The 23,839-nt window shown below is 60.9% G+C and carries 22 protein-coding genes; 10 read left to right on the forward strand and 12 right to left on the reverse strand.

What is annotated here, in order from left to right; genetic code table 11:
* Positions 1–36: 36 nt before the first annotated feature.
* The 7 genes from UB90_RS02115 to UB90_RS02145 form a co-directional block, all read right to left on the reverse strand.
* Positions 37–840 carry an enoyl-CoA hydratase family protein gene (locus UB90_RS02115; protein WP_009176846.1) on the reverse strand — a complete coding sequence of 268 codons (804 nt, stop codon included), beginning with the start codon at positions 838–840 and terminating at the stop codon, positions 37–39.
* Positions 837–1,331 carry a MarR family winged helix-turn-helix transcriptional regulator gene (locus UB90_RS02120; RefSeq protein WP_065326398.1) on the reverse strand — a complete coding sequence of 165 codons (495 nt, stop codon included), beginning with the start codon at positions 1,329–1,331 and terminating at the stop codon, positions 837–839. Before UB90_RS02120 ends, UB90_RS02115 begins: the two co-directional genes overlap by 4 nt.
* Entirely contained in the window at positions 1,328–2,077 is a 750-nt protein-coding gene (locus UB90_RS02125) for an SDR family NAD(P)-dependent oxidoreductase (protein ID WP_065326397.1), read from the reverse strand. Before UB90_RS02125 ends, UB90_RS02120 begins: the two co-directional genes overlap by 4 nt.
* Positions 2,074–4,368 carry a bifunctional salicylyl-CoA 5-hydroxylase/oxidoreductase gene (locus tag UB90_RS02130; RefSeq protein WP_065331871.1) on the reverse strand — a complete coding sequence of 765 codons (2,295 nt, stop codon included), beginning with the start codon at positions 4,366–4,368 and terminating at the stop codon, positions 2,074–2,076. The genes UB90_RS02125 and UB90_RS02130 overlap by 4 nt, the downstream gene beginning before the upstream one ends.
* A gap of 307 nt (positions 4,369–4,675) precedes the next feature.
* Positions 4,676–5,617 carry a pyridoxamine 5'-phosphate oxidase family protein gene (locus tag UB90_RS02135; RefSeq protein ID WP_065326395.1) on the reverse strand — a complete coding sequence of 314 codons (942 nt, stop codon included), beginning with the start codon at positions 5,615–5,617 and terminating at the stop codon, positions 4,676–4,678.
* An 11-nt stretch (positions 5,618–5,628) separates the two neighbouring features.
* Entirely contained in the window at positions 5,629–6,282 is a 654-nt protein-coding gene (locus UB90_RS02140; protein ID WP_065326394.1) for a glutathione S-transferase family protein, read from the reverse strand.
* A 17-nt stretch (positions 6,283–6,299) separates the two neighbouring features.
* A complete protein-coding gene (locus UB90_RS02145; protein ID WP_065326531.1) occupies positions 6,300–6,773 on the reverse strand; it encodes a nuclear transport factor 2 family protein in 474 nt (157 codons plus the stop codon).
* A 129-nt stretch (positions 6,774–6,902) separates the two neighbouring features.
* Here UB90_RS02145 and UB90_RS02150 point away from each other — a divergent pair, with 129 nt between their 5' ends.
* On the forward strand, positions 6,903–7,835 hold the full coding sequence (locus UB90_RS02150; protein ID WP_065326393.1) for a LysR family transcriptional regulator: 933 nt from the start codon (positions 6,903–6,905) through the stop codon (positions 7,833–7,835).
* Here the strand turns inward: UB90_RS02150 and nadC are convergent.
* The 3 genes from nadC to nadA are packed head-to-tail and all read right to left on the reverse strand — an operon-like array spanning position 7,832 to position 11,335.
* Positions 7,832–8,680 (reverse strand): carboxylating nicotinate-nucleotide diphosphorylase, encoded by an 849-nt coding sequence (gene nadC / locus UB90_RS02155; RefSeq protein ID WP_065326392.1) that lies wholly within the window; start codon positions 8,678–8,680, stop codon positions 7,832–7,834. The two genes, UB90_RS02150 and nadC, sit on opposite strands and share 4 nt — an antisense overlap.
* A complete protein-coding gene (locus UB90_RS02160) occupies positions 8,677–10,272 on the reverse strand; it encodes an L-aspartate oxidase (protein ID WP_065326391.1) in 1,596 nt (531 codons plus the stop codon). The genes nadC and UB90_RS02160 overlap by 4 nt, the downstream gene beginning before the upstream one ends.
* A 7-nt stretch (positions 10,273–10,279) precedes the next feature.
* Entirely contained in the window at positions 10,280–11,335 is a 1,056-nt protein-coding gene (nadA, locus tag UB90_RS02165) for a quinolinate synthase NadA (RefSeq protein WP_065326390.1), read from the reverse strand.
* 315 nt (positions 11,336–11,650) lie between these two features.
* Here nadA and UB90_RS02170 point away from each other — a divergent pair, with 315 nt between their 5' ends.
* From UB90_RS02170 to UB90_RS02185, 4 genes are all read left to right on the forward strand, one after another.
* Positions 11,651–12,850, forward strand: coding sequence for an ABC transporter substrate-binding protein (locus UB90_RS02170; protein ID WP_009176929.1), 1,200 nt, complete (start codon positions 11,651–11,653; stop codon positions 12,848–12,850).
* 19 nt (positions 12,851–12,869) lie between these two features.
* Entirely contained in the window at positions 12,870–14,567 is a 1,698-nt protein-coding gene (locus tag UB90_RS02175) for an ABC transporter permease (RefSeq protein WP_065326389.1), read from the forward strand.
* Positions 14,560–15,195 carry an ATP-binding cassette domain-containing protein gene (locus UB90_RS02180; RefSeq protein ID WP_065326388.1) on the forward strand — a complete coding sequence of 212 codons (636 nt, stop codon included), beginning with the start codon at positions 14,560–14,562 and terminating at the stop codon, positions 15,193–15,195. The genes UB90_RS02175 and UB90_RS02180 overlap by 8 nt, the downstream gene beginning before the upstream one ends.
* 275 nt (positions 15,196–15,470) lie before the next feature.
* A complete protein-coding gene (locus UB90_RS02185; protein ID WP_065331872.1) occupies positions 15,471–16,361 on the forward strand; it encodes a DUF7946 domain-containing protein in 891 nt (296 codons plus the stop codon).
* Positions 16,362–16,399: 38 nt separating this feature from the next.
* On the opposite strand, the gene ettA is transcribed toward UB90_RS02185, so the two are convergent.
* Entirely contained in the window at positions 16,400–18,067 is a 1,668-nt protein-coding gene (gene ettA / locus UB90_RS02190) for an energy-dependent translational throttle protein EttA (protein WP_065324718.1), read from the reverse strand.
* 231 nt (positions 18,068–18,298) lie between these two features.
* Here ettA and UB90_RS02195 point away from each other — a divergent pair, with 231 nt between their 5' ends.
* From UB90_RS02195 to dacB, 4 genes are all read left to right on the forward strand, one after another.
* Entirely contained in the window at positions 18,299–18,514 is a 216-nt protein-coding gene (locus tag UB90_RS02195) for a hypothetical protein (protein WP_065324719.1), read from the forward strand.
* Positions 18,515–18,740: 226 nt separating this feature from the next.
* The gene (locus UB90_RS02200) at positions 18,741–18,956 is read left to right on the forward strand and encodes a hypothetical protein (protein ID WP_065324720.1); all 216 of its coding nucleotides are present in this window, start codon (positions 18,741–18,743) and stop codon (positions 18,954–18,956) included.
* A 224-nt stretch (positions 18,957–19,180) separates the two neighbouring features.
* Complete coding sequence (locus tag UB90_RS02205) at positions 19,181–19,783, forward strand: nicotinate-nucleotide adenylyltransferase (protein ID WP_074712562.1); 603 nt, start codon at positions 19,181–19,183, stop codon at positions 19,781–19,783.
* A gap of 104 nt (positions 19,784–19,887) precedes the next feature.
* Complete coding sequence (dacB, locus tag UB90_RS02210) at positions 19,888–21,372, forward strand: D-alanyl-D-alanine carboxypeptidase/D-alanyl-D-alanine endopeptidase (protein WP_065324854.1); 1,485 nt, start codon at positions 19,888–19,890, stop codon at positions 21,370–21,372.
* Between the two features lie 114 nt (positions 21,373–21,486).
* On the opposite strand, the gene UB90_RS02215 is transcribed toward dacB, so the two are convergent.
* Positions 21,487–21,909: a tellurite resistance TerB family protein gene (locus tag UB90_RS02215; protein ID WP_005635429.1), complete on the reverse strand. Its 423-nt coding sequence runs from the start codon at positions 21,907–21,909 to the stop codon at positions 21,487–21,489.
* Between the two features lie 220 nt (positions 21,910–22,129).
* Here UB90_RS02215 and UB90_RS02220 point away from each other — a divergent pair, with 220 nt between their 5' ends.
* On the forward strand, positions 22,130–23,773 hold the full coding sequence (locus UB90_RS02220; protein WP_065324722.1) for a lysine--tRNA ligase: 1,644 nt from the start codon (positions 22,130–22,132) through the stop codon (positions 23,771–23,773).
* Positions 23,774–23,839: the final 66 nt, after the last annotated feature.

The following is a 23,839-nucleotide window of genomic DNA, read 5'->3' on the forward strand; positions in this document are numbered from 1 at the left end:
GTTAAATATCCTCGCCGAAGGCGAAATCCGGCGCTCTCAGTCGCCTTCAAACACTGGCCGCTCTTTGGCGACAAAGGCCTCATAGGCACGGCGGAAATCATTGCCCTGCATGCAGATCGCCTGCGCCTGCGCCTCGGCCTCGATGGCCTGTTCAAGGCTCATGGACCATTCCTGCGCCAGCATGGTCTTGGTCATGCCATTGGCAAACGTCGGCCCCTGCACGATGCGCTCCGCCATCTTCATGGCTTCCGCCTCCAGCGCGTCGCCCGCCACCACGCGGTTGAAAAACCCCCAGCGTTCGCCTTCCTCGGCGCCCAGCGATCGGCCCATATAGAGCAGCTCCGCCGCGCGGCCCTGACCGATGATACGCGGCAGCATGGCGCAGGCCCCCATGTCGCAGCCCGCAAGGCCCACACGGTTGAACAGAAAGGCCACCTTGGCCTCAGGGGCGGCAATGCGCAGATCACTCGCCATCGCCATGATCGCACCGGCCCCGGCGCAGATGCCATCCACCGCCGCAATCACCGGCTTGGTGCAATTGAGCATCGCCTTCACCAGATCCCCTGTCATGCGGGTAAAGGCCAAAAGCTCCTTCATGTTCATCTTTGTAAGCGGGCCGATGATGTCATGCACATCGCCGCCAGAGGAGAAATTGCCGCCATTGGGCACGATCACCACCGCATGCACCTCGTCCGAATAGGGCAGCGCCCGGAACCAGTCGCGCAACTCGGCGTAGCTGTCAAACGTCAGCGGGTTTTTACGCTCTGGCCGATTGAGCGAAATGCGGGCAATGCCGCCTTCGATGGTGCAATTGAAATGGGTTGTGTCGTGCAGGCTCATGTGAGGTCGTCCTTAGAAGTCTGGTTTGCGCCTATGGGCTGGATCTGATCCAGAAGCGCGCTCATATCCGTGATGTCATCTGCGCCAAGGCCCGCCATCATCTCATCGATCCAGGCCTCATGCTCGGCGGCAAGGCGGGCGAACTCTGCCTCACCCGCAGGGGTCAGTCGCGCCACCTGCGCACGGCGATCCCCGGGCACCGCAACCCGCAGCGCGAGGCCATCGTCGGTCAGCCGATCCACGATGCCAGTCACGTTGCCGTTTGAGACCCGCAGAAACTGCGACAGCTGGCTCATCTTGAGGCCCTCGGGATTGCGCGACAGCGCCGACATCACATCAAAACGCGGCAGCGTGGTATTGTGGCGATCGCGCAAGCGGCGGCGCAGCTCGGCCTCGATACTGCCAGAGGTCTTCAAGAGTTTCAGCCACAGGCGCAGACGAGCCTTGGAGGCCGCATCGCGGACCTCTGCGCGCGGTTTGGCGCTGCTCATATCTCACCCCCCGTCAGGGCCAAGGCATGGCCGTTGACCGAGGCCGCACCGCTCGATGCCAACCACAGCGCCGCATCCGCAACTTCCTCCGGCTGCACAAAACGCCCCTGCGGATTGTCCGCCTTGAGCGCGCCCGTAGCATCCTCGGCGCTCATGCCCGTCTTGGCGCGGATATTGTCGATACTGCGTTGAAGCATCGGCGTTTCCACAAACCCCGGACAGATTGCATTCACGGTAATGCCAGTACGGGCCAGTTCCTTGGCCAGACCGCGGGTCAGCCCCACCACCGCGTGTTTTGCCGCACAATAGGCACTGACATAAGGGTAGCCTTTGAGCCCGGCGGTCGAGGCCACGGCAATCATGCGCCCGTGTCCGGCTTCCTTCATGCCCGGCAGCACCGCCTGCCAGAGGTTCACCACGCCGTTGAGGTTCACCGCCATCATGGCATTCAGCATCTCTGGCTGCATCTTGGCAAAAGGCACGCTTTCAGCGGCACCCGCATTGGCAAGCGCCACGCTCACCGGCCCGCGCGCAGCCGCCGCGCGCGCCACAGCGGATGTGACGCTCGCCGCGTCGGTCACATCGCAGACCTCATAAGGAAGCCCCTGCTCAACAAGGGTTTTCTCTGTGCGCCCCATCAGGGTGACCGTGGCCCCCGCAGCGGCAAAAGCCTGCGCGCAGGCCGCCCCCACCCCCGTGCCACCGCCGGTAATCAGGACGTGTTCTTGGCTCAGATCTCTGCTCATGCGCGCAAGCTCTCCGCTTCTTTGTCCGCCAGCCGCCAGCTTTGATCGCGGCCCGCCTGATAGGGCAGCGGCCAGTCCGGAGCGGCGCGGTCACCAATCTTGGTGCCCTCACGCAGGGTCCAGTAGGGATCGGCCAGATGCGGGCGACCCACGGCCACCAGATCAGCCCGGCCCGCCATCAGGATCGAGTTGGCGTGATCGGCCTCAAAGATATTGCCCACCGCCATGGTGCAAATCCCGGCCTCGTTGCGGATCTGATCCGAGAATGGCGTCTGGAACATGCGACCATAGACGGGGTTGGCATCAATGGTGGTCTGACCGGCAGACACGTCGATCAGATCCGCCCCTGCCTCCCAGAAGGCACGGGCGATCTTGACCGCTTCGTCCGGGGTCACGCCATCCTCGCCCACCCAGTCATTGGCGGAGATGCGCACCGACATCGGTTTGCCCTCGGGCCAGACCGCGCGCATGGCGGCAAAGACCTCCAGTGGGTAGCGCAGACGGTTTTCAAGACTGCCGCCATAGTCATCACCGCGCTGGTTTGAGACCGGCGACAGGAACGACGAGATCAGATAGCCATGAGCCGCGTGCAGCTCGATCATGTCGAACCCCGCACGATCCGCCATCTCAGCCGCGCTCACGAATTGATCGCGGACCTCGTCCATCTCTGCGCGGGTGATTTCGCGCGGGGTGGCGTTTTGATCCGACCATCGAATGGCAGAGGCGCTGACGATATCCCAATTGCCCTCTGGCAGCGGCGCATCCATCTCGTCCCAACCGAGCTGGGTGGAGCCTTTGCGCCCCGAATGACCGATCTGGCAGCAGATCTTGGCATCCGTCTGCGTATGTACGAAATCGGCAATGCGGGACCATGCAGCCTCATGTTCTGGCGCATATAGCCCCGGACAGCCCGGGGTGATCCGGCCCTCTGGCGACACACAGGTCATCTCGGTATAGACCAGCCCCGCACCGCCCTTGGCGCGTTCGCCGTAGTGCACCAGATGCCAGTCGGTGGGACAGCCATCCTCGGCCTTGTACTGCGCCATGGGCGAGACCACGATGCGGCTCTTGAGGTCCATGTCGCGCAGGCGGAAGGGCGCAAACATCGGCGCGCGCAGCGGAGCGTCCTTAGGCGCACCGGCCTGATCCATGAACCAGCGTTCCGCGCTCTCAAGCCAGTCCTTGTCGCGTTCGCGCAGGTTTTCATGGCTGATGCGCTGGCTACGGGTCAGCATCGAGTAATTCAGTTGCACCGGATCGAGATCAAGATAGCGTTCGACCCGCTCGAACCACTCCATCGAGTTGCGCGCCGCCGATTGCAGGCGCAGCACCTCAAGGCGACGCTGTTCTTCGTAGTCCTCAAAGGCGCTTTGCAGATCGGGCTTTTCATGCAGCAGGTCAGCCAGCGCTATGGCGGATTCCAGCGCCAGCTTCGATCCCGACCCAATCGAGAAATGCGCCGTCGCGGCCGCATCGCCCATCAGGACCACATTCTCGTGGCTCCATTTTTCGCACAGAACCCGCGGGAAGCGGATCCAGGCCGAGCCGCGAATGTGGTTGGCATTGGTCATCAGCGCATGGCCGCCCAGATGATCCTTAAAGATCTCTTCGCAGACCTTGATGCTCTCCTGCTGGCTCATGGAGCCAAAGCCAAAGGCGTCAAAGGTCTCTTGCGTGCATTCCACGATGAAGGTCGCAGTGTCGTCATCAAACTGATAGGCATGCGCCCAGACCCAGCCGTGCTCGGTTTCCTCAAAGATAAACGTGAAGGCATCTTTGAAGGTCTGATGGGTGCCCAGCCAGACAAAGTTACACAGGCGCGTGTCCACATCCGGTTTGAACGTCTCTGCATAAAGGCTACGGGTGCGGGAATTGAGCCCATCGCTCGCAACAACCAGATCGTAGTCCTTGCGATAGTCCTCGGCACTTTTTGCTTCGGTCTCAAATTGCAAATCGACGCCCAATTCGCGTGCGCGCTCTTGCAGCAGGATCAACAGTTGCTTGCGTCCAATGCCGCAGAACCCGTGGCCGGAGGACACCTGCCGGGTGCCTTTGAAATGCAGCGCCACGTCGTCCCAATAGGCAAAATGCGCCCGGATCGACTGCGCACTTGTGGCGTCATTGGCGGCGAGATTGTCGAGCGTCTCATCCGACAGCACCACACCCCAGCCAAAGGTGTCATCGGCGCGGTTGCGCTCGATCACGGTGACGTCGTGACCGGGATCGCGCAGCTTCATCGAGATCGCGAAATACAGGCCCGCAGGCCCCCCTCCCAAGCATGCAATGCGCATCTGATCCTCATCCCCAATTCGGTTATTGATGGGAGAAGGTTCTGCGCATCTCAAAACAATTTCAAGCTTGAAATTTCTATTTTTAAAGCATTAACTGTGACGCCGCGTCAAATGCCCTCGGACCGACACCCATCACCATGCAGATTAATGCGTTGTTTTTACTAGAAATAACCTGTGTCACCACAACTAAAGCAACGCTTTGATTGCGATACACCACCCCTTCAGCACCCCATAGCTTACATGTGCAGGGGACCATAAGGCGCGGGTTTTCTCCGCCACTTACCCGAGTCGCGTGGTGCGCCGCGCTCTACCAGACCCCGGTTTCAGCGAGCATCGGCCATGAACTTGCCAGCGGCGCAGGCCCCGGAAGCGCGTGGTCGCAATACCAGATCTCCTCAGGCTGCACGTCCACAATCCGCTCCGCACCCTGAAAACGCGCCACACGGTCTGGGTTCCAGTCGACCGTCGCCAATCCAGTGAGAAAGACCCCCGCCCCGCTGCTGAAATCGGGGATAAACAGCCCCACGCGACCGTCGGCCTCGATATTGCCAAGCGTGTTGAAAAAGCGGTTGCCCGAAAAATCCGGAAACGACAGCGAACCATCGGCGTTGATCGTCAGAAATCCGGGTCGCCCACCGCGATGCGAGGCATCGATGCCATCGGTTGGATCGTCCGACATCTCCGCCGCGCGCGAGGCGATAAAGAAGGTATCGGCCCGCGCCACCAAGGCGCGGCTGCGCGCGTCCCAATCGGGCAGTGCGGTCGCCACCGGCGCGGGCGGATTGGCGGGCCACAACAGATCGCGCGTCTGGATATACTGCGGACAATTGCCAAAGCTCAGGTCCACAGCGATCTCGAACCCCTCGCTATTGACCGCGCGGATGGTGCCATTCATCCGGTTGCGGCGACGGCTGGACAGCTCCATGCCAACAACGCCCACTTTCGCACCGGGCCGCACATCGAGCCAGAGCGTATCGCCCAGCACCGGCCGCGCGCCCACCGCAAAACGCCGGGGATCGCGTGCACGCAAGAACCCGACCTCGCCCACCGCAGGCGTCGCCCAAACCTGTCCGCGCGCATCCAGGAGGCCGAGGAACAGCACCGGCAGGCTCTCGAAGAAATCACGGTGCTGTTGCGGCATTTCCGGACGGATGGCATGGGCCACCCGCTCTCGGTAACTCTCTGCCACACCCGCCCGGCGTTGCAGGATCAGCTCACCTGCGTGAAAGACATGGTTTGCACGGAACATGCGGGCACTCCTCAGGCGATTTCGGGAATGGGGGAGGCCTGCATCGGCACAAAGCCCTTGACCCCCTGCACCCGGTCGATCCACGCCCGCACCAGAGGATAGTCCGCAAGGTTCACGCCCCCCTCGGGCGCATGGGCGATATAGGCGTAGGCCGCGACATCGGCGATCGTGGAGCTGTCGCCCACAAGGAAATCCCGCCCCGCGATCATGCCCTCCATCAGACCAAGGAACGTATGGCTGGCCTCGCGCGCCGCGATGGCCTCAGCCGTATCTCCCGCGCCGATCAATGTCCGCCACCGCGCGCGTGAGGGGCCGGTTGCCACATGCGATACCGTCAGCGACAACCAGCGCTGCACCTCGGCGGCAGATTTGGGCGCGGTCGGCAACCAGTCGGTCCCCGCACCATAGGCCTGCACCAGATAGACAAGGATCGCATTGGAATCCGCAACCAGAGTGCCGTTGTCGTCGATCACCGGCACCTGACCCAACAGATTGAGTTCGAGAAACTCCGGCGCTTTATGCGCGCCCTTCAGCAGGTCGACCTCAATGAGCTCATACAGCAGATCTAGGATCGACAGCATCATCTCCACCCGGTGGCAGTGACCAGAGAGCGGGTGGCGGTAGAATTTGATCGGGGCGGCGTTGGCGGGGAAATCGGGGGTCATCTGGTTTTCCTCAGGGGTCAAAGGCCAAGATCGCTCAGGCTTGGGTGGTCGTCGGGGCGACGGCCCAACGGCCAGTGGAACTTGCGATCTGCTTCGGTGATGGGATGTTCGTTGATGGAGGCATGGCGTTCTTCCATCAGACCGTTCTCGTCAAACTGCCAGTTTTCGTTGCCATAGGCGCGGAACCAATGGCCGCTGTCGTCGCGATATTCATAGGCGTAGCGCACGGCGATCCGGTTGCCGTCAAAGGCCCAAAGCTCCTTGATCAGCCGATACTCCAGCTCACGCGCCCATTTGCGGGTCAGAAAGGCCTCGATCTCGGTCCGGCCCACGGGAAACTCGGCGCGGTTGCGCCAGCGGCTGTCGGGCGTATAGGCCAGCGTCACCTTGGCGGCGTCCCGACTGTTCCAGCCGTCCTCGGCAAGACGTACTTTCTCGATCGCACTTTCACGGGTGAAGGGTGGCAGCGGTGGGCGGGGCGTGAGGGTCATTTTGGTCTCCAGTTGTGGCGCGGTGGTCAGCGCCTCTGGTGACAGAGATAAATCACCCCGTTGTGTAAAATAATACGGCATGAAAGAAAGAGATAATTTCAGATTTTGACAGCAATCAGGACAAAATCCATGGACCGCATTCAAAGCATGCAGGTGTTTGTCGCCGTGGCGGAGGAAGAGGGCTTTGCCGCCGGGGCCCGCCGGGTAGGCCTAAGTGCGCCATCGGCCACACGGGCGATCAACGGCTTAGAGGCGCAACTGGGCGCGCGGCTTTTTACCCGCACCACCCGGCGCTTACATCTGACGGATGTGGGACGGCGCTATCTGGACGATGTGCGCCATATCCTGACCTCCTTGCAGGCCGCCGATGATGCGGCGCGCGGGGCGGCCAGCGCCCCGGTGGGACTATTGCGGCTGACCTGCCCCAATGAGTTCGGGCGGATTTACATCCTGCCGATCCTGCTGGACTATCTCGATCAATACCCGGAGATGCGGGCCGAGCTGGTGCTGTTGGACCGGGTGGTGAATATCGTCGAAGAGGGCTTTGATGTGGCCCTGCGGATCGGGCATCTGCCCTCCTCAACGCTGTCAGCGGTCAAAGTCGGCGCGGTGCGCCGGGTGGTCTGTGCTGCGCCCTCCTATCTGGAGAGATACGGCACGCCAGAGGTTCCGGCAGACCTTGCTGCGCATCGCATCGTGGCGATCAACGCGGTCTCTTCCGCGACGGAGTGGAGGTTTGGCACCGACCAACAAGACGCGGTGCGCATTACGCCGCAGCTCTGTGTCAGTACCGTTGCGGCCGGGCTGGACGCTGCGCGCGCAGGCTGGGGCATCTGCCGGATGCTGTCCTATCAGGCCGGACGCGATGTGGCTGCGGGGCACCTCGCCTGCCTGCTGGAGGAGTTTGAGCCAGACAGCATGCCAATCCATCTGGTCCATGCAGAAGGGCGGCGCGCACCGGCAAAGGTGCGCAGCTTTATTGACTTTGCCCGCGACCGGCTGCGCGCGGACCCCGTCCTTCAGGCGTTATCATCCAGCAAGGGCTGTGGGCTGAGCGTTTAAAAATCCAAGCCCAAATCGACTGTGCGCGCCGAATGCGTGAGCGCCCCTGAGGAGATATAATCCACGCCTGTAGCGGCAATCGCTGCCACCGTGTCGCGTTTGACGTTGCCGCTGGCCTCCAGCGCCAGACGTCCGGCGTTGATCTGCACTGCCTCACGCAGCTGATCCGGCGTCATATTGTCCAAGAGCACCACAGAGGCACCGCCGACCTCCAGGACCTCGCGCAGCTGATCCAGCGTGTCCACTTCGATTTCCACCGCCATCATATGGCTAGCGTTCGCCTTCGTGGCGTCCAGTACCGCGCGGATACCGCCCGCAGCGGCGATGTGGTTGTCTTTGATGAGGATCGCATCCGAGAGCGAATAGCGGTGATTGAACCCACCGCCATGCAGCACTGCGAGTTTTTCCACCATGCGCAGGCCGGGCGTTGTCTTGCGGGTGCAGGTGATGCGCGCCTCGGTGCCGCGCGTCTCGGCCACCATCGCCGCTGTCAGGGTTGCAATCCCCGTCAGGCGGCCCGCAAAGTTCAGCGCCACCCGTTCGCCCATCAGGATCGAGGCTGCTTTGCCCTCGATCTCCATCAGCACATCGCCGGGCTGACAGGCGGCCCCATCTGCAACGAGGGTGTTCACCCGCAGGTTTGCATCGACCAGTCGGAACGCAAGTGCAGCCACCTGCATGCCAGAGACCACGGCCTCTTCGCGGGCGCACAGACGGGCGGAATAGGTCACATCGTCCGGGATCACCGCGCGGGTGGTCACATCGCCATAAGAGCCAAGATCTTCCATAAGGGCGGATTTGACCAAAGGTTCAAGGATCAGGTCAGGCAGAGTGGCAAAGCTCATGAGGTCTCCGGGTCGGATACGTAAGGGTCAAGCAGGCTGTCGCGCAGCGCCTTCGCCGCATCCCATGTCAGGCGGGAACGGCTGGCCAGCGCGGGTAAGGGTTCGGGGAAGTCAGACCGTTCATGCGCACCACGGCTCTCTTCGCGCATCAGTGCGGCGACCGCGATCATGGTGGCAGCGGTACAGATGTTCTGAAACGACTCGCAGTCGGGCTGTTTGGCGCAAAGGGCCGCGATCTCGCGCAGCGCAGCGCGTAGCCCATCGGCGTCGCGCACAACACCGACATTGCGTGTCATGCATTGGCGCAGGGATGCCACAAGCGCGGGATCAGCCCCCTCGCCGCCGGGCGGCAACTCAAGATGAACCGGCGCCGCCTCGCGGGTTTCCCCCTGCCCTCGTGCAATATCCTCTGCCGCGCGACGGGCATAGACCAGCGCCTCCAAGAGACCATTGGAGGCCAGACGATTGGCACCATGCAGCCCCGTCGAAGCACATTCACCACAGGCCCAAAGCCCCGCAAGCGAACTGCGCCCGTCCAGATCTGTGGCGATACCGCCCATATGATAATGCGCTGCTGCCGCCACCGGAATCGGGTCCTGTGTGGGGTCGATACCGTTCCGCGCACAGGACCCGCTGACTGCGGGGAATAGCGTGGTGATACTCTCACCAAGTGCGGCCCGTGTATCCAGCAAGGGGCGCTTGCCTGCCTGAGACTGTGCAAAAATGGCCCGTGCCACCACATCACGCGGCGCCAGCTCCGCGTCGGGGTGTTCGTCCAGCATGAACCGCTCACCGGCGGCATTCACAAGGATTGCACCCTCGCCGCGCAGCGCCTCAGTCGCCAGTGGGGCCGGGTCTTCGCCTACATCCATCGCGGTGGGATGGAACTGCACGAACTCCGCGTCAGCGATCTCGGCACCTGCGCGCGCGGCCATGCCCAGCGCCTGCCCCCGGATGCGGGGCGGGTTGGTGGTGATCGCATAAAGCCCGGCGCTGCCGCCACCGGCCATCAGCACCGCACTGCCACTTAGCAATAATGCGGCTGATCCTTCAGGCGCGGAAGAGATGAGCCGCACGCCCGTCACAGTGCCATCGTGAACCTCCAGACCCTCGGCCAACACCCCTTCGATTACCTGAATCGAGGGCGTCGCGCGGACCCGTTCGATCAACGCGCGCATGATCTCAGCCCCGGCCTGATCACCCTTGACCCGCACCACGCGGGCAAAACTATGCGCCGCCTCGCGCGACATCACATAGCCGCCGTCCTCAGTCCGATCAAAAGGCGCGCCAAGCGTGGTGAGATCAAGGATATGTTCGCGTGCCTCACGGGTGACCAATGCGGCGACCTCGGCATCCACAGTCCCAGCACCGGCGCGGGTGGTATCAATGGCATGCGCTTCGGGGCTGTCGCTCACGTCCATCGCGGCGGCCACACCGCCCTGCGCCCAAGCCGAGCTTGCCCCCTGCCCCAATGGATCAGGGGAGATCATCACCACCGGGCGCGGCGCCAGCGTCAGCGCCGCATAAAGCGCCCCCAGCCCCGCACCGATGATGACGATGCGGTTGCTTTGGATGTCCTGAGAGCTTTCCATGCTGCGCTTAGATGCCCAGCTTGCGCGACAGGTCGATCATCGCCTGCACCGCGTGACGCGCCTTGGCGGCCATTTCGGGCTCGACCTCGACCTGACCCTCCATGGAATGCAGCGACCACAGGACCTTTTCCAGCGTGATCTTCTTCATATAGGGGCACATGTTGCAGGGGCCGACAAACTCGACCTCTGGCAGTTCATCCGCGATGTTGGACGCCATCGAGCATTCGGTAATCAGCAGTGCCTTTTCCGGTTTCTCATCGGTCACATATTTCAGGATACCGCTGGTGGAGCCGGAGAAATCGGCCTCCGCCACTACATCCGGTGGGCATTCCGGGTGGGCAATCAGCCGGGTGCCGGGGTTCCATTCGCGGAAATCGCGCAGATCCTGGGCAGAGTATTGCTCGTGCACGATGCAAGAGCCCTCCCACCAGACCACGTTCTTATGCGGCACATCGCGGGCCACGTTCTGCGCCAGATACTGATCCGGCGTCATGATGACCGTGTCGCTCTCCATCGCGCCGACGATCTGCGCCGCGTTGGAGGAGGTGCAGCAAATATCAGAAGCCGCTTTCACCTCGGCAGTGGTGTTCACATAGGAAACCACCGGCGCACCGGGATACCGGCGGCGCATTTCCTCGACCCCTTCGGCGGTGATCGATTCCGCAAGGCTGCAGCCTGCTTCCATGTCGGGCATCAACACCGTTTTGGAAGGGCTCAGGATCTTGGAGGTTTCGGCCATGAAATGCACGCCGCATTGCACGATCACATCCGCCTCGACCTCGGTGGCCTTTATCGCCAATTGCAAGCTGTCGCCGACAAAATCGGAAATGCCGTGGAAAATCTCGGGCGTCATGTAGTTATGGCCAAGGATCACCGCGTTGCGCTTGGCCTTCAGCTCATTGATCGCCTTGACGTATGGCGCATAGAGCACCCAATCGACAGGCGACACCACGCGGGACATGCGCTGATAGACATCAGACATGGACTCGGCGAGTTCGGGGTTCGGAGTGAGATCGTAGTGCTGGGACAATGCGCTGCGCAGCACGGGAATATCGAGCGACATGGCTGGGTTTTCCCCTCGTATGGTCGCGGGCCGCCTGAAGATCGTAACGGCACCGAAAAATCGGACGCGGTTGTGGAAGAGCGCTCGCGTCCGGTCACGCCTCGCATAGTACCATGCGAGTATGGGCCTGTGCATACCCGCAGGACCCTGACCGTGCAAGCATCCGCCTCCCCCTCACCACACCAAGCGTCACATTTTCGTCATGCCCATGGACGCGGCGGCGCGGATCGCGCAATCAGAGGGAGATTGCAGGAGTATCGCCGCAGATATGCGGCTTATACTGCACCCAAGATTTGTCCCAGAACGAGGATCGCCATGAAACGCATGTTGTCTCTTGCCCTTGCCCTCGCGCCGCTTTCGGCGTGGGCCTCTCCCGATCCGGCGGACTGGCCCACTGTGCTGGAAGAAGCGCAGGGTCAAACCGTGCATTGGCATGCGTGGGGAGGCTCCACCGCGACCAATGATTTTATCGCATGGGTCGGGGAACGGCTCGCGGACGACTACGATATCACCCTCACTCATGTGAAACTGGAAAACACTGCCGATGCGGTGACGCGGGTGCTGACAGAGAAATCCGCAGGTCAGGACGAGGATGGTGCGGTGGACCTGATCTGGATCAACGGCGCCAACTTTGCCTCCATGAAAGACGCCGATCTGCTGTTTGGCCCCTTCGCCGAGGCGCTGCCGAACTGGCAATATGCCAACACGGAGAACAGCACCCTGACGCATGATTTTACCGTCCCGACCGAGGGCTATGAGTCCCCATGGGCGATGGCGCAGGTGGTGTTTATGCATGACACCAAAGACCTGCCCGAACGCTTAGGATCAATGGATGCGCTATTGGACTGGGCCCGCGAACACCCCGGACGCTTCACCTATCCGCAGCCGCCAGATTTCCTCGGCACCACTTTCCTGAAACAGGCATTGGTCGACCTGAGCGACAACCCCAAGGCGCTCTCTGAGCCCGTCAATGAAGACAATTATGTCGAGGTGACCGCACCGCTGTGGGCTTTCATTGAGGAGCTGACGCCGCTGTTGTGGCGTGAGGGGCGCGCCTACCCACCCACCGGCCCGCGCCAGCTGCAACTGATGAACGATGATGAGATTGATCTGGCGATTTCCTTCAGCCCCGGCGAGGCCAGCACCGCAATCGCCAATTATCAACTGCCTGAAAGCGTGCGCACTTTCGTGCTCGACAAGGGCACCATTGGCAATGCGTCTTTCGTGGCAATCCCTTATAATTCAGGCTCCAAGGCTGCATCCATGGTGGTGGCAAACTTCCTGATGTCGCCCGAGGCCCAGTTGCGCGCCCAAGACCCCGAGGTACTGGGCTATGGCACCGTGCTTGATATGAACGCCTTGCCGGTTCAGGATCGGGCGGCCTTCCGCACGCTGGATCTGGGAATTGCGACGCTTTCGCCCGAGGAACTCGGCGCTGTGCAGCCGGAACCACATCCGAGCTGGATGACCCGCATCTCCGAGGATTGGGTGGCCCGCTACGGCGTCGGCAACTGAGCCTTAGAACGCAACTTCTGTGCGCCCCTCCCTTGCCCTGCCCCCGGTCCTGCCGCTGCTGACCATATTGGTTCTCATCGGGCCTGTTCTGGCCGGGCTATGGGGCACCGTTAGTGCGGCCTTCGGGCATCTGCCGGTGGCGGGGCTGCAGGGGCCGTCACTGACGCCGTTTCAGACGCTGTGGGAATGGCCGGGGCTATCGGCCTCGGTGCGCCTCAGCCTTGTAACGGGCGGGCTTGCCACATTTCTTTCGCTGGCGATCACGCTGCTGCTGCTCGCAGGCTGGTCCGGTACGCGCCCCTTTCGTGCGGTCCTGCGGCTGTTGTCGCCGCTATTATCGGTGCCGCATGCCGCCGCCGCCTTTGGGCTGATGTTCCTGATCCAACCTTCAGGCTGGATTTCTCGCGCGCTCAGCCCGTGGCTCACGGGTTGGCAGCGCCCGCCCGATGTGTTGTTTGTGCAGGACTCGATGGGCCTTGCGATGACGCTGGGGCTGGTGGTCAAGGAAGTGCCGTTCCTGCTGCTGATCAGCCTCGCGGCCCTTAGCCAGATCGACACTCAAGGCCGCCTGCGCGTTGCCTTGGCGCTTGGATATGGGCGCATGGCCGCATGGATGTTTGGCGTGCTGCCTGCGCTTTATGCTCGTATTCGTCTGCCGGTCTATGTGGTGCTTGCCTACTCCATGTCGGTGGTCGATGTGGCGGTGATCCTCGGGCCCAACACGCCACCGCCGCTGTCCGTACAGATCGTGCGCTGGATGGGAGAGCCGGACCTTACGCTGCGCACACTGGCCTCGGCGGCGGCATTGGTGCAACTGGCACTGGTCATCGGCGCGCTTCTGCTCTGGCACGGGGGGGAACGTGCGCTTGCCGCACTGGGCCGACGTCTGATCTACTGCGGGCCGCGCCTGTCGCGGGATGGCCTCTGGCGCGCATTTGGTCTCATGACGGCTTTGCTCTGTGTGGGGCTGGTTTTGGCCGGGCTTGCGGGGTTGGTGGTCTGGTCTTTTGCCGCCCGATGGAGCTTTCCCGACATTCTCCCTGAGGGCTACAGCCTGCGCAGTTGGCAACGCAACGGCCCTGCCGCGATGGAGACACTCACGACCACCTTTGCCATCGCCCTTGCTGCCACCCTTGCCGGGCTGGTCCTGACGCTGGGGTGTCTTGAAACCGAAGAGCGCCGCAATCTGCGCCTCACGCGCAAGGGGCTTTGGCTCTTGTATTTGCCGCTCCTGGTGCCACAGACCGCCTTCCTGCCGGGCATGCAGACGCTTTTACTGGGCTTTAGCATCGATCGCACACTCTGGGCGGTGATGCTCGCGCATCTGGTCTTTGTGCTGCCCTATCTGCGCCTGTCCCTCGAAGGCCCCTACAAGGCGTGGGATGCGCGCCTTGGTGCGGTGGGCGCGGCGATGGGGGCTTCTCCGAGCCGTATTTTCCTGACCCTGCGGCTGCCGATGCTGTTGGCCCCGGTGATGACTGCGCTGGCAGTGGGTATGGCGGTCTCGGTCGGGCAATATCTGCCGACGCTCTTGGTGGGCGGCGGGCGTGTCCAGACCCTCACCACCGAGGCTGTCGCCCTTGCCGCCGGTGGCGACCGCCGTGCCATTGGCCTATACGGGCTGTTGCAAACGGCGGCGGCACTATTGCCATTTGTGCTGGCGCTGACCCTGCCGCTGATCGTCTGGCGCAACCGGAGAGGACTGCAACATGGCTGAGGGCCTGAGACTGCGCGCCCTGCGCATCAAACACGGCGATCGCCCCTTGCTGGAACTCGACCTCACCGTGCCCCCCGCCACCATTCTGAGCGTGATGGGACCATCAGGCGTGGGCAAATCCACCCTGCTTGCGGCGATCACCGGGCAGATGAGCGCGGATTTCGGCCTTGAGGGCGAGATCCTCCTGAATGGCCGCGACCTCTGCCCCCTGCCCCCGCAGGAGCGCCGTGTCGGCATCCTGTTTCAGGACCACCTGTTGTTTCCGCACCTGAGCGTCGGGGCCAATCTCGCCTTTGGCCTCGCGCCGCAGGTCCGAGGCCGCGCCCGTCGCGCGCGCATCAAAGACGCACTGGCAGAGATCGGCCTTGAAGGCTTTCACAACCGCGACCCGGAGACGCTCTCGGGCGGTCAAAAAGCCCGCGTGGCCCTGATGCGGATGCTGCTCTCCGAGCCGGATCTCTTGTTGCTGGACGAGCCGTTTTCGCGACTGGACGCCACCCTGCGCAGCCAGATGCGCGATCTGGTGTTCACCTTCGCCCGCGACCGCGCGCTGCCGGTGCTGATGGTGACACATGATGCCGCAGACGCCGAGGCCGCAGGGGGGCCGATTGTTCAGTTGGAGTCGTGAAGGGCTGAGGCGAAACAGTCAGCTACTATCCGGGGCCGTAAGGCAAAGCCGCACGGCCCGCGCCTGACCTTCCCCCCGGGAAGGCGCATTCGCACCTCCCCAAGGTCAGGCACGAGCTTTGTTCGTGATTCGAAACGAATGCAAATCTCTGAAAATACAGATTAATGCTCTCGGCGCATGGTGTATTTCAAATCGCTTTAAGCGCGCATTTCATCATTGACAGAAAACATCTTCTGGCATTTGATTTCGTGCATTAACGACTGCAAGGATACGTAATGGATTGTAGCTTTGAATTGAAGTTCAAAGGAAAATGGGCCGACCAACATGCTATTGAGTTTTATGATGTTTCACAAGCGATGGCAGGATTTGAGCGCGTCGTTGCGCTAACCACACACCTACTAATCAACGGCAAGGTAATTACTCAATCTCCCAGCGCCAAAGGATTTAAGTTAGTGGCACTTCCTCCCGAGGAGGGGAGTTGGAAACTGACCGTTGGGTTGGTCGGAGCGATGGGACCGGCAATTATGGCCTTTGGGACCGCCGCTCCCGATACCGCCTTCGGCTGGCTCACAAAATCTGCTGTAGAATATGTTATTCAGGAAACTTTGGGCTTTACTCCAAACTTTGACGAAACGCTGGGTGCGCAGATTAGGAAGTACCGGAATTCGGGACCACGGCGGTCAATTTCCGACGATTTATCTGTGGAAAGGTTTGACTCACTAATCGAAAAGACAGAAAGTGGCGTAAAATCTCTCCACAGACCGATCGTTTATTCTGGCAGCGCTGAAGTCGCTAGTTTTGGATATCGTGTAGGACCTGATGAAGGTCAAATGGATGTCTACGCGGATGCAAGTACATTCGAATACATCGACAAGACAATCACGAGTGACAATTTCTCTGAGTACTGTGGGGTCGTTTCCAGCTACAACGCCAATACGTTTCGTGGACGGTTGTACATTCCTGAGGAAAAACGCACCGTCCCATTCGAACTTGGTGATACCGTTCGCAACGCCAGCGTTGTCAACGCCATTACGTCGAGTCTTAGTACGAACGCCACCCAAGTACTTGCAGGAGGGGGTGAGCCGACAAAAGAAGTTTGCTTCACTGCGTACCGCAACGAAACTAAGACTGGAAGATTGAAGAGTTTATTAGTTGTAGAGGTGTAGAGTTGAGGGCGGGGTAATCCCCCGCCGCTCATTCTGTTTTACCGCACAAACTTCTTGTGCTTCAGGCGCTTGGGCTCCAATGCGTCCGGTCCCAAGCGGCGTTTCTTGTCTTCCTCATAGTCTTCGAAGTTGCCCTCGAACCACTCCACATGCGCGTCGCCTTCAAAGGCGAGGATGTGGGTACAGATCCGGTCGAGGAAGAAACGGTCGTGCGAGATCACCACCGCGCAGCCGGCAAAATCGACCAGCGCATCCTCAAGCGCACGCAGGGTTTCCACGTCGAGGTCGTTGGTCGGCTCGTCGAGCAGCAGCACGTTGCCGCCTTCCTTCAAAAGGCGCGCCATGTGGACACGGTTGCGCTCACCACCAGAGAGGAGGTTCAGCTTCTTCTGCTGATCGCCGCCCTTGAAGTTAAACGAGGAACAATAGGCGCGCGAATTGACCTGCGCATCGCCCAGCTCAATAATCTCGGCACCACCGGAAATCGCTTCCCAGACGGTGTCACTGTCGTTGAGGTCATCGCGGGACTGATCAACGTAAGAGAGCTTCACCGTGTCGCCATATGTGACGGAGCCCTCGTCGGGCTGCTCCTGACCGGTGAGCATTTTAAACAGCGTCGATTTACCAGCACCGTTGGGGCCGATCACGCCGACAATGCCACCGGGCGGCAGCGAGAAGGACAGCCCTTCGACCAGCTGCTTGTCGCCATAGTGTTTGCCGAGGTTTTCGACCTCGATCACCTTGCCACCCAGACGCGGACCGTTGGGGATGACGATCTGGGCGCGCCCGACCTTTTCCCGCTCGGAGGTGTTGGCCATCTCGTTATAGGCGGCGATACGGGCCTTGGATTTGGCCTGACGGGCTTTTTGACCCTGCCGCATCCATTCGAGTTCGCGCTCCAGCGTTTTTTGCTTGGCTTTGTCTTCGCGGGCTTCCTGCTCCAGACGTTTGGCCTTTTGCTCCAGCCAGCTCGAGTAGTTGCCCTCGTAGGGAATACCGCGCCCCCGGTCGAGTTCCAGAATCCAGCCGGTGATGTCATCGAGGAAGTAACGGTCGTGGGTGACGCAGAGGATGGTGCCCTTGTAGTCAATGAGGTGCTGTTGCAGCCAGGCGATGGTTTCCGCGTCCAGGTGGTTGGTCGGTTCGTCGAGCAGCAGCATGTCGGGCGCTTCAAGCAGCAGTTTGCACAGCGCCACGCGGCGTTTTTCACCGCCTGAGAGATCCTTGATCGCCGCATCATCCGGCGGGCAGCGCAGCGCCTCCATGGAAACGTCGACCTGACTGTCGAGATCCCAGAGGTTCTCGGAATCGATGGCGTCTTGCAGCGCCGTCATCTCTTCCATCAACTCGTCGGTGTAGTTTTCGGCCATTTCAACCGCGATCTGGTTGAAGCGGTCGACCTTGTCTTTCTTTTCCTTCACGCCCAGCATGACGTTTTCACGCACGGTGAGGCTCTCATCAAGCTGCGGCTCCTGCGGCAGGTAGCCAACCTTGGCCCCCTCAGCCGACCAGGCCTCACCGGTGAAGTCCGTATCCATACCGGCCATGATCTTCATCAGGGTCGATTTACCGGCACCGTTGACGCCGACAACACCGATTTTCACGCCGGGCAGGAAGGACAGATGGATGTTTTCAAAGCATTTCTTGCCACCCGGGTAGGTCTTGGAGACACCCTGCATGTGGTAAACGTACTGGTAGGAGGCCATGGGATTGCTCCGTCATTAGGGGAAAGAGTTTGGCCGCTGTGATAGCGCGTGCGACGGGCAGGAGCAATCGCTGCCGTGCAGGTGCGCGAGCGGGCGAGTCATCGCGCGCCTTGCCGTGACGTCATTGACCATATTCTGACCACATTTATCTACAATTCTTCCAGACATGCAGCCCATATCCGCAGAAGCGGAGAGTCGCAGAACGCCGGGCGAGGCAACAGGAGACCAAATATGATCGTGGCAGCACTCATCCTCGGGGTCATAAGCGGGGCATTGTCCGCGCTCAGTGCAGGGCTGTTTTTTGATGTGAGTTTTTGGGTCTGCTGTGCTATATATATGTCGACAGGGCTCTTTGTGACGGTGCTAACGCTCTTTGTTGCAACAGTTTTGCGCGCGCGTCGCGAGGACACAATGGAACGCGACGACCGGTCCATCGCCCATGCCTGAGGTGGCCTTTGATCCGGCGATGTACGGGTGTCGAAATAAGCCCTTTTTGTTTCTGGCGCGATCTCGCTCAAACAGCATCAAACACCGTCTCGTTAACCTTTTCTCAACACAATTCTGCTAGTTTAGGATGAGCAGCTTTGAACAAATCAATTAAAGATTGAACGTCAAAGCACCGTAATTCGGCTCGATATTGGGTCGAAAACTGACTGAGGGAGGATCGCAAACAATGGCTTTCGCTGGATTGCTCCTAGGCATGGTCGCAGGGCTGATCACCGCCTCCATCGGGTATATCGCATTGGATCTGTCGATCTTGGTCTGCCTGCTTATCTATTCCTTCGTCGGCGCCCTCAGCACATTGAGTGTCACGCTTTTTGCGCATTTGTTGCACAACCGTTCGTCCGAGTGGGAGTCAAACTCCTCGCATGAAACCGCGGTTGGCTGACACCTGAGAGATCACTCCTCGACGCAAGTGAACTCTTCTAACTCCGGTCGCCGTGGGCGGGGTTTAGCCTCCACCTTAAACGCGCATTTCGATGATAGATGTGCCACTTGTGATGCGGTGTCATATCAGATGCGCGCCTGTCCGCCCCCGATCTTGCGCGACAACGAACCGACTGCCGCGCAAGCCGTTGCCTTCCCCTGCTAAATCTGCGCATCAATCCGATGATGAGACATGCGTATCCCTATCTCGCGCCCGGCATGACCGTGGGCCTATTGGGTGGATCTTTTGATCCCCCCCACGAAGGTCATGTGCAGATCTCGCGCGCGGCTCTGAAACGCTTTGGTCTGGATCAGTTGTGGTGGCTGGTGACCCCCGGCAACCCGCTGAAGGAAAACCCGCCTGCCTCCATGGCCCGTCGCGTGCAGGCGGCCCGCGAGATCATGGACCACCCAAAGGTGCGCATCAGCGATATCGAAGCTCGCCTCGGCACGCGCTACACCGCCCAAACCCTGCGCGCCTTGCGCAAGTCTTACCCCCGCGTGCGGTTTGTCTGGCTGATGGGCGCGGATAACCTCGCTCATTTTCACCGCTGGAAAGATTGGCGCGAAATCCTCGACAGCGTGCCAGTGGGGGTTCTGGCCCGCCCCGGCGAACGCATTTCCGCAAGACTGTCTCCGGCCGCGCGCATCTACAGTCGCTACCGCATTCCCGCCGCACAGAGCCAGCGGTTGGCGCGGGCTGAAACCCCTGCCTGGTGTTTTCTCAATGTCCCGATGATCGACGCCTCATCCACGGAGATCCGCAAACGTGGTGGCTGGTCCGAATGACCCACGCCCGGCGCAACCGACGTGCCACGTCACAAAAACTTCTTGGTGATATGACCTTCAAAGCATTTGCCCTTGGCTTGGGAATTTGATTCACAATGTTCACCATGATTTCACGTCGTCGCTTCCTCAGCACCGCCCTCGCAGTTCTCGCCACCGGCCCGGCCCTCGCCAACGCCCCCGGCCTCACCCCGCGCCCCAAGGCACGCGGCGTCAGCCCCTACACCCCCGGTGCGGACGGGCTGGAGGCCATCCTCAAAGGTGCAGGGCTTTCGGGTGAAAGCGCCTGCGTGGTCGCAGATGCCCGCACCGGTCAGATACTCGAAAGCGCGCGGGGCGACGCCGCGCTTCCCCCCGCCAGCGTCGCGAAGGTTTTGACCGCGCTCTATGCGCTCGACTCGCTGGGCGCAGGCTACCGTTTTCGCACCCGCCTGATTGCCACAGGTCCACTCAGCAACGGCATCATCCAAGGCGATCTGGTATTGGCCGGAGGGGGTGATCCTACCCTCGACACCGACGCGCTAGCCGATCTTGCAGCCCAGATGAAGGCCGCCGGAGTACGCGGTATCTCTGGCCGTCTGTTGGTCTGGGACGACATGCTGCCCTATGTGCGCTCGATCGACCCGGATCAGCCCGACCACATCGGCTACAGCCCCTCGGTGAGCGGTATTGCCCTGAATTTCAACCGGGTTCACTTTGAGTGGAAACGCGCAGGCGGCAGCTGGGCCATCACCATGGACGCCCGCACTCAAAAATACCGCCCCGATGTCTATACTTCCAAGATGGCGCTCGCCCGTCGTGACCTGCCCGTCTACAGCTATCAGGATAAGGCAGGCGTCGATCACTGGACCGTTGCCAGCGGGGCGCTCGGCAATGGTGGCGCGCGCTGGTTGCCGGTACGCAACCCTGCGCTTTATGCAGGGGATGTATTCCAGACGCTGTCGCGCGCAAATGGCATCTCGCTTCCCAACCCCAAAGTGACCTCCTCGCTGCCCGGCGGCAATGTCATCGCACAGATCCAGAGCGCGCCCTTGCCGGACCTGCTGGAAGCGATGCTCAAATATTCCAACAACCTGATGGCCGAAATGATCGGCATGACCGCAACCGTCAATCGCGGCAGCCGCCCCTCCAGCCTCAAATCCTCCGCTCAGATCATGAACGATTGGGCGCGCAGCAACCTCGGAATGCAGCGCTGTCGGATGGTGGATCACTCTGGCCTTGGCGAAGAATCCCGCCTCACCGCAGACGACATGGTGCGCGCGTTGATCGCCTCGCGCCGCACCGGCGCGCTAAAGCCGCTGCTAAAGCCCTATTATTTCAGCGACGCCAAAGGCCGCCCCATAAAAACCCACCCGGTCAAGATCGCAGCAAAGACCGGCACGCTGAACTTCGTCTCCGGCCTTGGCGGTTTTATCACCACCCCGGACGGCAATGAGCTGGCGTTTGCGATCTTCAGCGCCGATCAGCGCGCCCGGGCCAAAATCAGCCGCGCCGAACGCGAACGCCCTCGCGGCGGGCGCAGCTGGAACACGCGTGCCAAGAAACTACAAGAAAGCCTGCTGGACCGCTGGGGGCAGGTCTACGGCTCCTGACCCACATAAAAAGGGGCGCATCCTCGCGCCCCTCTCGGTCCGTAAGACATCTCTTCTAACCAGAAATATCCCGGAGCGCGAGGCAGCGCCTCGCATCCCGCCCGCAGACACGCCTCAGACCATGTGGCGTGCGCGCGAGCCCCGTTCAATCGCCGCCGCATGCAGCCGATCCACATTCAGCTCATAGCGGATCTCTTCCAGCAAACGCAGCTCACCTTCGTTCAGCTTGCCATCCGCCGCCGCCACATCGCAGGCCAGCGCATAGCAGGTCTCGGTGAGGCGCTCGGGCAGGATATCTCGCACCAAACCAAACAGCGCATCCAGCCCGTCTTCCTGCTCAAACAGGTCAAAGACCGTGCGCGAGACGGCTGCAATCCGATCCGCATCATATTCGGCAAAAATCGGCAGCATATTGACCGCATTCTGGATCTTCACCAGCTCTGCGGTGCGAATGTCCTCGTCCGATGCCGACACAGCCACCATAACCGCCACAAGGCAGTCCTGCGGGGTCAGCAACTGGATGGTCTCTTCTGTCATCTAGGGCGTCCTTTGTGCCTGAAACTGCGGATTTTCTCCTCCTCCAAGAATAAGCCCCCCCTGCCCCGCATACAACAATGCACCGTGCGAAAAGTGGTTTTCCGCCCATGCTCAGAGAACGGCGCTTGTTGACTCATGCTGCACAGGCACAATAGAGAAGCGCGTCGGTGTGCATGGTGCCACCACAGATCCCTGAAAAAGACGCTGACTGGAGTACATCATGTCTGTTCTGCGCGAAGAAGCTCTGAAGAGCAAAGCCTGGCCGTTTGAAGAAGCACGCCGTGTTCTCAAACGTTACGCCAAGGGCGCGCCAGAAAAGGGCTATGTCCTCTTTGAAACAGGTTACGGCCCTTCCGGCCTGCCCCATATCGGCACCTTTGGCGAGGTGGCCCGCACCACCATGATCAAGACCGCCTTCGAGGTGATCTCCGACATTCCGACCAAGCTGATCTGCTTTTCGGATGATCTCGACGGGATGCGCAAAATCCCCGGCAACGTGCCCAATTCCGAGAGCCTCACGGAGCATCTGCAAAAGCCGCTTACTTCGGTGCCGGACCCGTTTGGCGAATACGAGAGCTTTGGCCATCACAACAACGCCATGCTGCGCCGCTTCCTCGACACCTTTGGGTTCGAGTATGAGTTTTATTCTGCGACCGAATTCTACGGCTCCGGCCAGTTCGACGAGGTTCTGAAGCGCGCAGTTGAAAAATACGACGACATCATGGCGATCATGCTGAAGTCGCTGCGTGAAGAGCGCCGCCAGACCTATTCCATCTTCCTGCCGATCCACCCGGACACCGGCCGCGTGCTCTATGTGCCGATGAAAAAGGTCTGCGCCGAGACCTACACCATCACCTTTGATGATGAGGACGGCCGCGAATGGACCCTGCCGGTGACCGGCGGCAATGTGAAGCTGCAGTGGAAGCCTGACTTTGGCGCCCGCTGGGCCGCGCTTGGCGTCGATTTTGAGATGTATGGCAAGGACCACTCCACCAATACACCGATCTATGACGGCATCTGCCGGGTGCTGGGCCAGCGCGCGCCGGAGCATTTCACCTATGAATTGTTCCTCGATGAAAACGGCCAGAAGATCTCCAAGACCTCCGGCAACGGCGTCTCCATCGACGAGTGGCTGACCTACGCCTCGACCGAGAGCCTTGCGTATTTCATGTATCAAAAGCCCAAGACCGCCAAGCGGATGCATTTTGACGTGATCCCCAAGGCGGTGGATGAATATCACCAGCAATTGCGGGCCTATCACGGTCAGGACCTGAAGGCGCAGCTCAACAACCCTGTCTGGCACATCCACGGCGGCAATGTCCCGCAGTCGGATATGATGGTGCCGTTCTCGATGCTCTTGAACATCGCCAGCGTCTCCAACGCCGAGGACAAGGAAACCCTCTGGGGCTTCATCAACAAATATGCGCCCGACGCCACCGCCGAGACCCATCCCGGCATGGATCAGGCCGCAGGCCATGCGGTGCGCTATTTCAATGATTTCGTAAAGCCCGCAAAAACATACCGCCTGCCCACCGATCAGGAGCGCGCAGCCCTCACGGATCTGGCCGATGCGCTGCGTTCGCCAGAGGCGGCACTGGCGGCCATCGCCAAGAAAAACGAGCTGGTTGGCAACGGTGATCCGCTGCCCGAAGCCAATTTTGCCGACGACGAGTTCCTGCAGTCCGTGGTCTTTGCTATCGGCAAGATCCACGGGTTTGAACCCCTTCGTGCGTGGTTCTCGGCGATCTACGAGGTGCTCTTGGGCGCGAGCCAAGGTCCGCGATTTGGCGGCTTCATCGCGCTTTATGGCGTTGAGGACACCATCGCGTTGGTCGAGAGCGCCTTGGCGGGCGAATTAGCCTAAGGGTCACTTTGAACACAAAACTTCTGACGGGCGCGCTGTATCTCAGGGCGCCCGTTTTGCGTTCCC

The sequence above is a fragment of the Tritonibacter mobilis genome, assembly GCF_001681715.1.
Classification (GTDB): Bacteria; Pseudomonadota; Alphaproteobacteria; order Rhodobacterales; family Rhodobacteraceae; genus Epibacterium; species Epibacterium mobile.

Excerpts from the sequence above, each read along its gene's own strand:
- dacB (WP_065324854.1), top strand. The coding sequence starts at position 19,888 with ATGATTTCACGTCGTCGCTTCCTCAGCACCGCCCTCGCAGTTCTCGCC.
- ettA (WP_065324718.1), bottom strand. The coding sequence starts at position 18,067 with ATGGCCTCCTACCAGTACGTTTACCACATGCAGGGTGTCTCCAAGACC.
- UB90_RS02205 (WP_074712562.1), top strand. The coding sequence starts at position 19,181 with ATGAGACATGCGTATCCCTATCTCGCGCCCGGCATGACCGTGGGCCTA.
- UB90_RS02200 (WP_065324720.1), top strand. The coding sequence starts at position 18,741 with ATGGCTTTCGCTGGATTGCTCCTAGGCATGGTCGCAGGGCTGATCACC.
- UB90_RS02135 (WP_065326395.1), bottom strand. The coding sequence starts at position 5,617 with ATGTTCCGTGCAAACCATGTCTTTCACGCAGGTGAGCTGATCCTGCAA.
- UB90_RS02115 (WP_009176846.1), bottom strand. The coding sequence starts at position 840 with ATGAGCCTGCACGACACAACCCATTTCAATTGCACCATCGAAGGCGGC.
- UB90_RS02125 (WP_065326397.1), bottom strand. The coding sequence starts at position 2,077 with ATGAGCAGAGATCTGAGCCAAGAACACGTCCTGATTACCGGCGGTGGC.
- UB90_RS02160 (WP_065326391.1), bottom strand. The coding sequence starts at position 10,272 with ATGGAAAGCTCTCAGGACATCCAAAGCAACCGCATCGTCATCATCGGT.
- UB90_RS02130 (WP_065331871.1), bottom strand. The coding sequence starts at position 4,368 with ATGCGCATTGCATGCTTGGGAGGGGGGCCTGCGGGCCTGTATTTCGCG.
- UB90_RS02215 (WP_005635429.1), bottom strand. The coding sequence starts at position 21,909 with ATGACAGAAGAGACCATCCAGTTGCTGACCCCGCAGGACTGCCTTGTG.
- UB90_RS02140 (WP_065326394.1), bottom strand. The coding sequence starts at position 6,282 with ATGACCCCCGATTTCCCCGCCAACGCCGCCCCGATCAAATTCTACCGC.
- UB90_RS02180 (WP_065326388.1), top strand. The coding sequence starts at position 14,560 with ATGGCTGAGGGCCTGAGACTGCGCGCCCTGCGCATCAAACACGGCGAT.
- UB90_RS02120 (WP_065326398.1), bottom strand. The coding sequence starts at position 1,331 with ATGAGCAGCGCCAAACCGCGCGCAGAGGTCCGCGATGCGGCCTCCAAG.
- UB90_RS02185 (WP_065331872.1), top strand. The coding sequence starts at position 15,471 with ATGGATTGTAGCTTTGAATTGAAGTTCAAAGGAAAATGGGCCGACCAA.
- UB90_RS02145 (WP_065326531.1), bottom strand. The coding sequence starts at position 6,773 with ATGACCCTCACGCCCCGCCCACCGCTGCCACCCTTCACCCGTGAAAGT.
- nadA (WP_065326390.1), bottom strand. The coding sequence starts at position 11,335 with ATGTCGCTCGATATTCCCGTGCTGCGCAGCGCATTGTCCCAGCACTAC.
- UB90_RS02170 (WP_009176929.1), top strand. The coding sequence starts at position 11,651 with ATGAAACGCATGTTGTCTCTTGCCCTTGCCCTCGCGCCGCTTTCGGCG.
- UB90_RS02150 (WP_065326393.1), top strand. The coding sequence starts at position 6,903 with ATGGACCGCATTCAAAGCATGCAGGTGTTTGTCGCCGTGGCGGAGGAA.
- nadC (WP_065326392.1), bottom strand. The coding sequence starts at position 8,680 with ATGAGCTTTGCCACTCTGCCTGACCTGATCCTTGAACCTTTGGTCAAA.
- UB90_RS02195 (WP_065324719.1), top strand. The coding sequence starts at position 18,299 with ATGATCGTGGCAGCACTCATCCTCGGGGTCATAAGCGGGGCATTGTCC.
- UB90_RS02220 (WP_065324722.1), top strand. The coding sequence starts at position 22,130 with ATGTCTGTTCTGCGCGAAGAAGCTCTGAAGAGCAAAGCCTGGCCGTTT.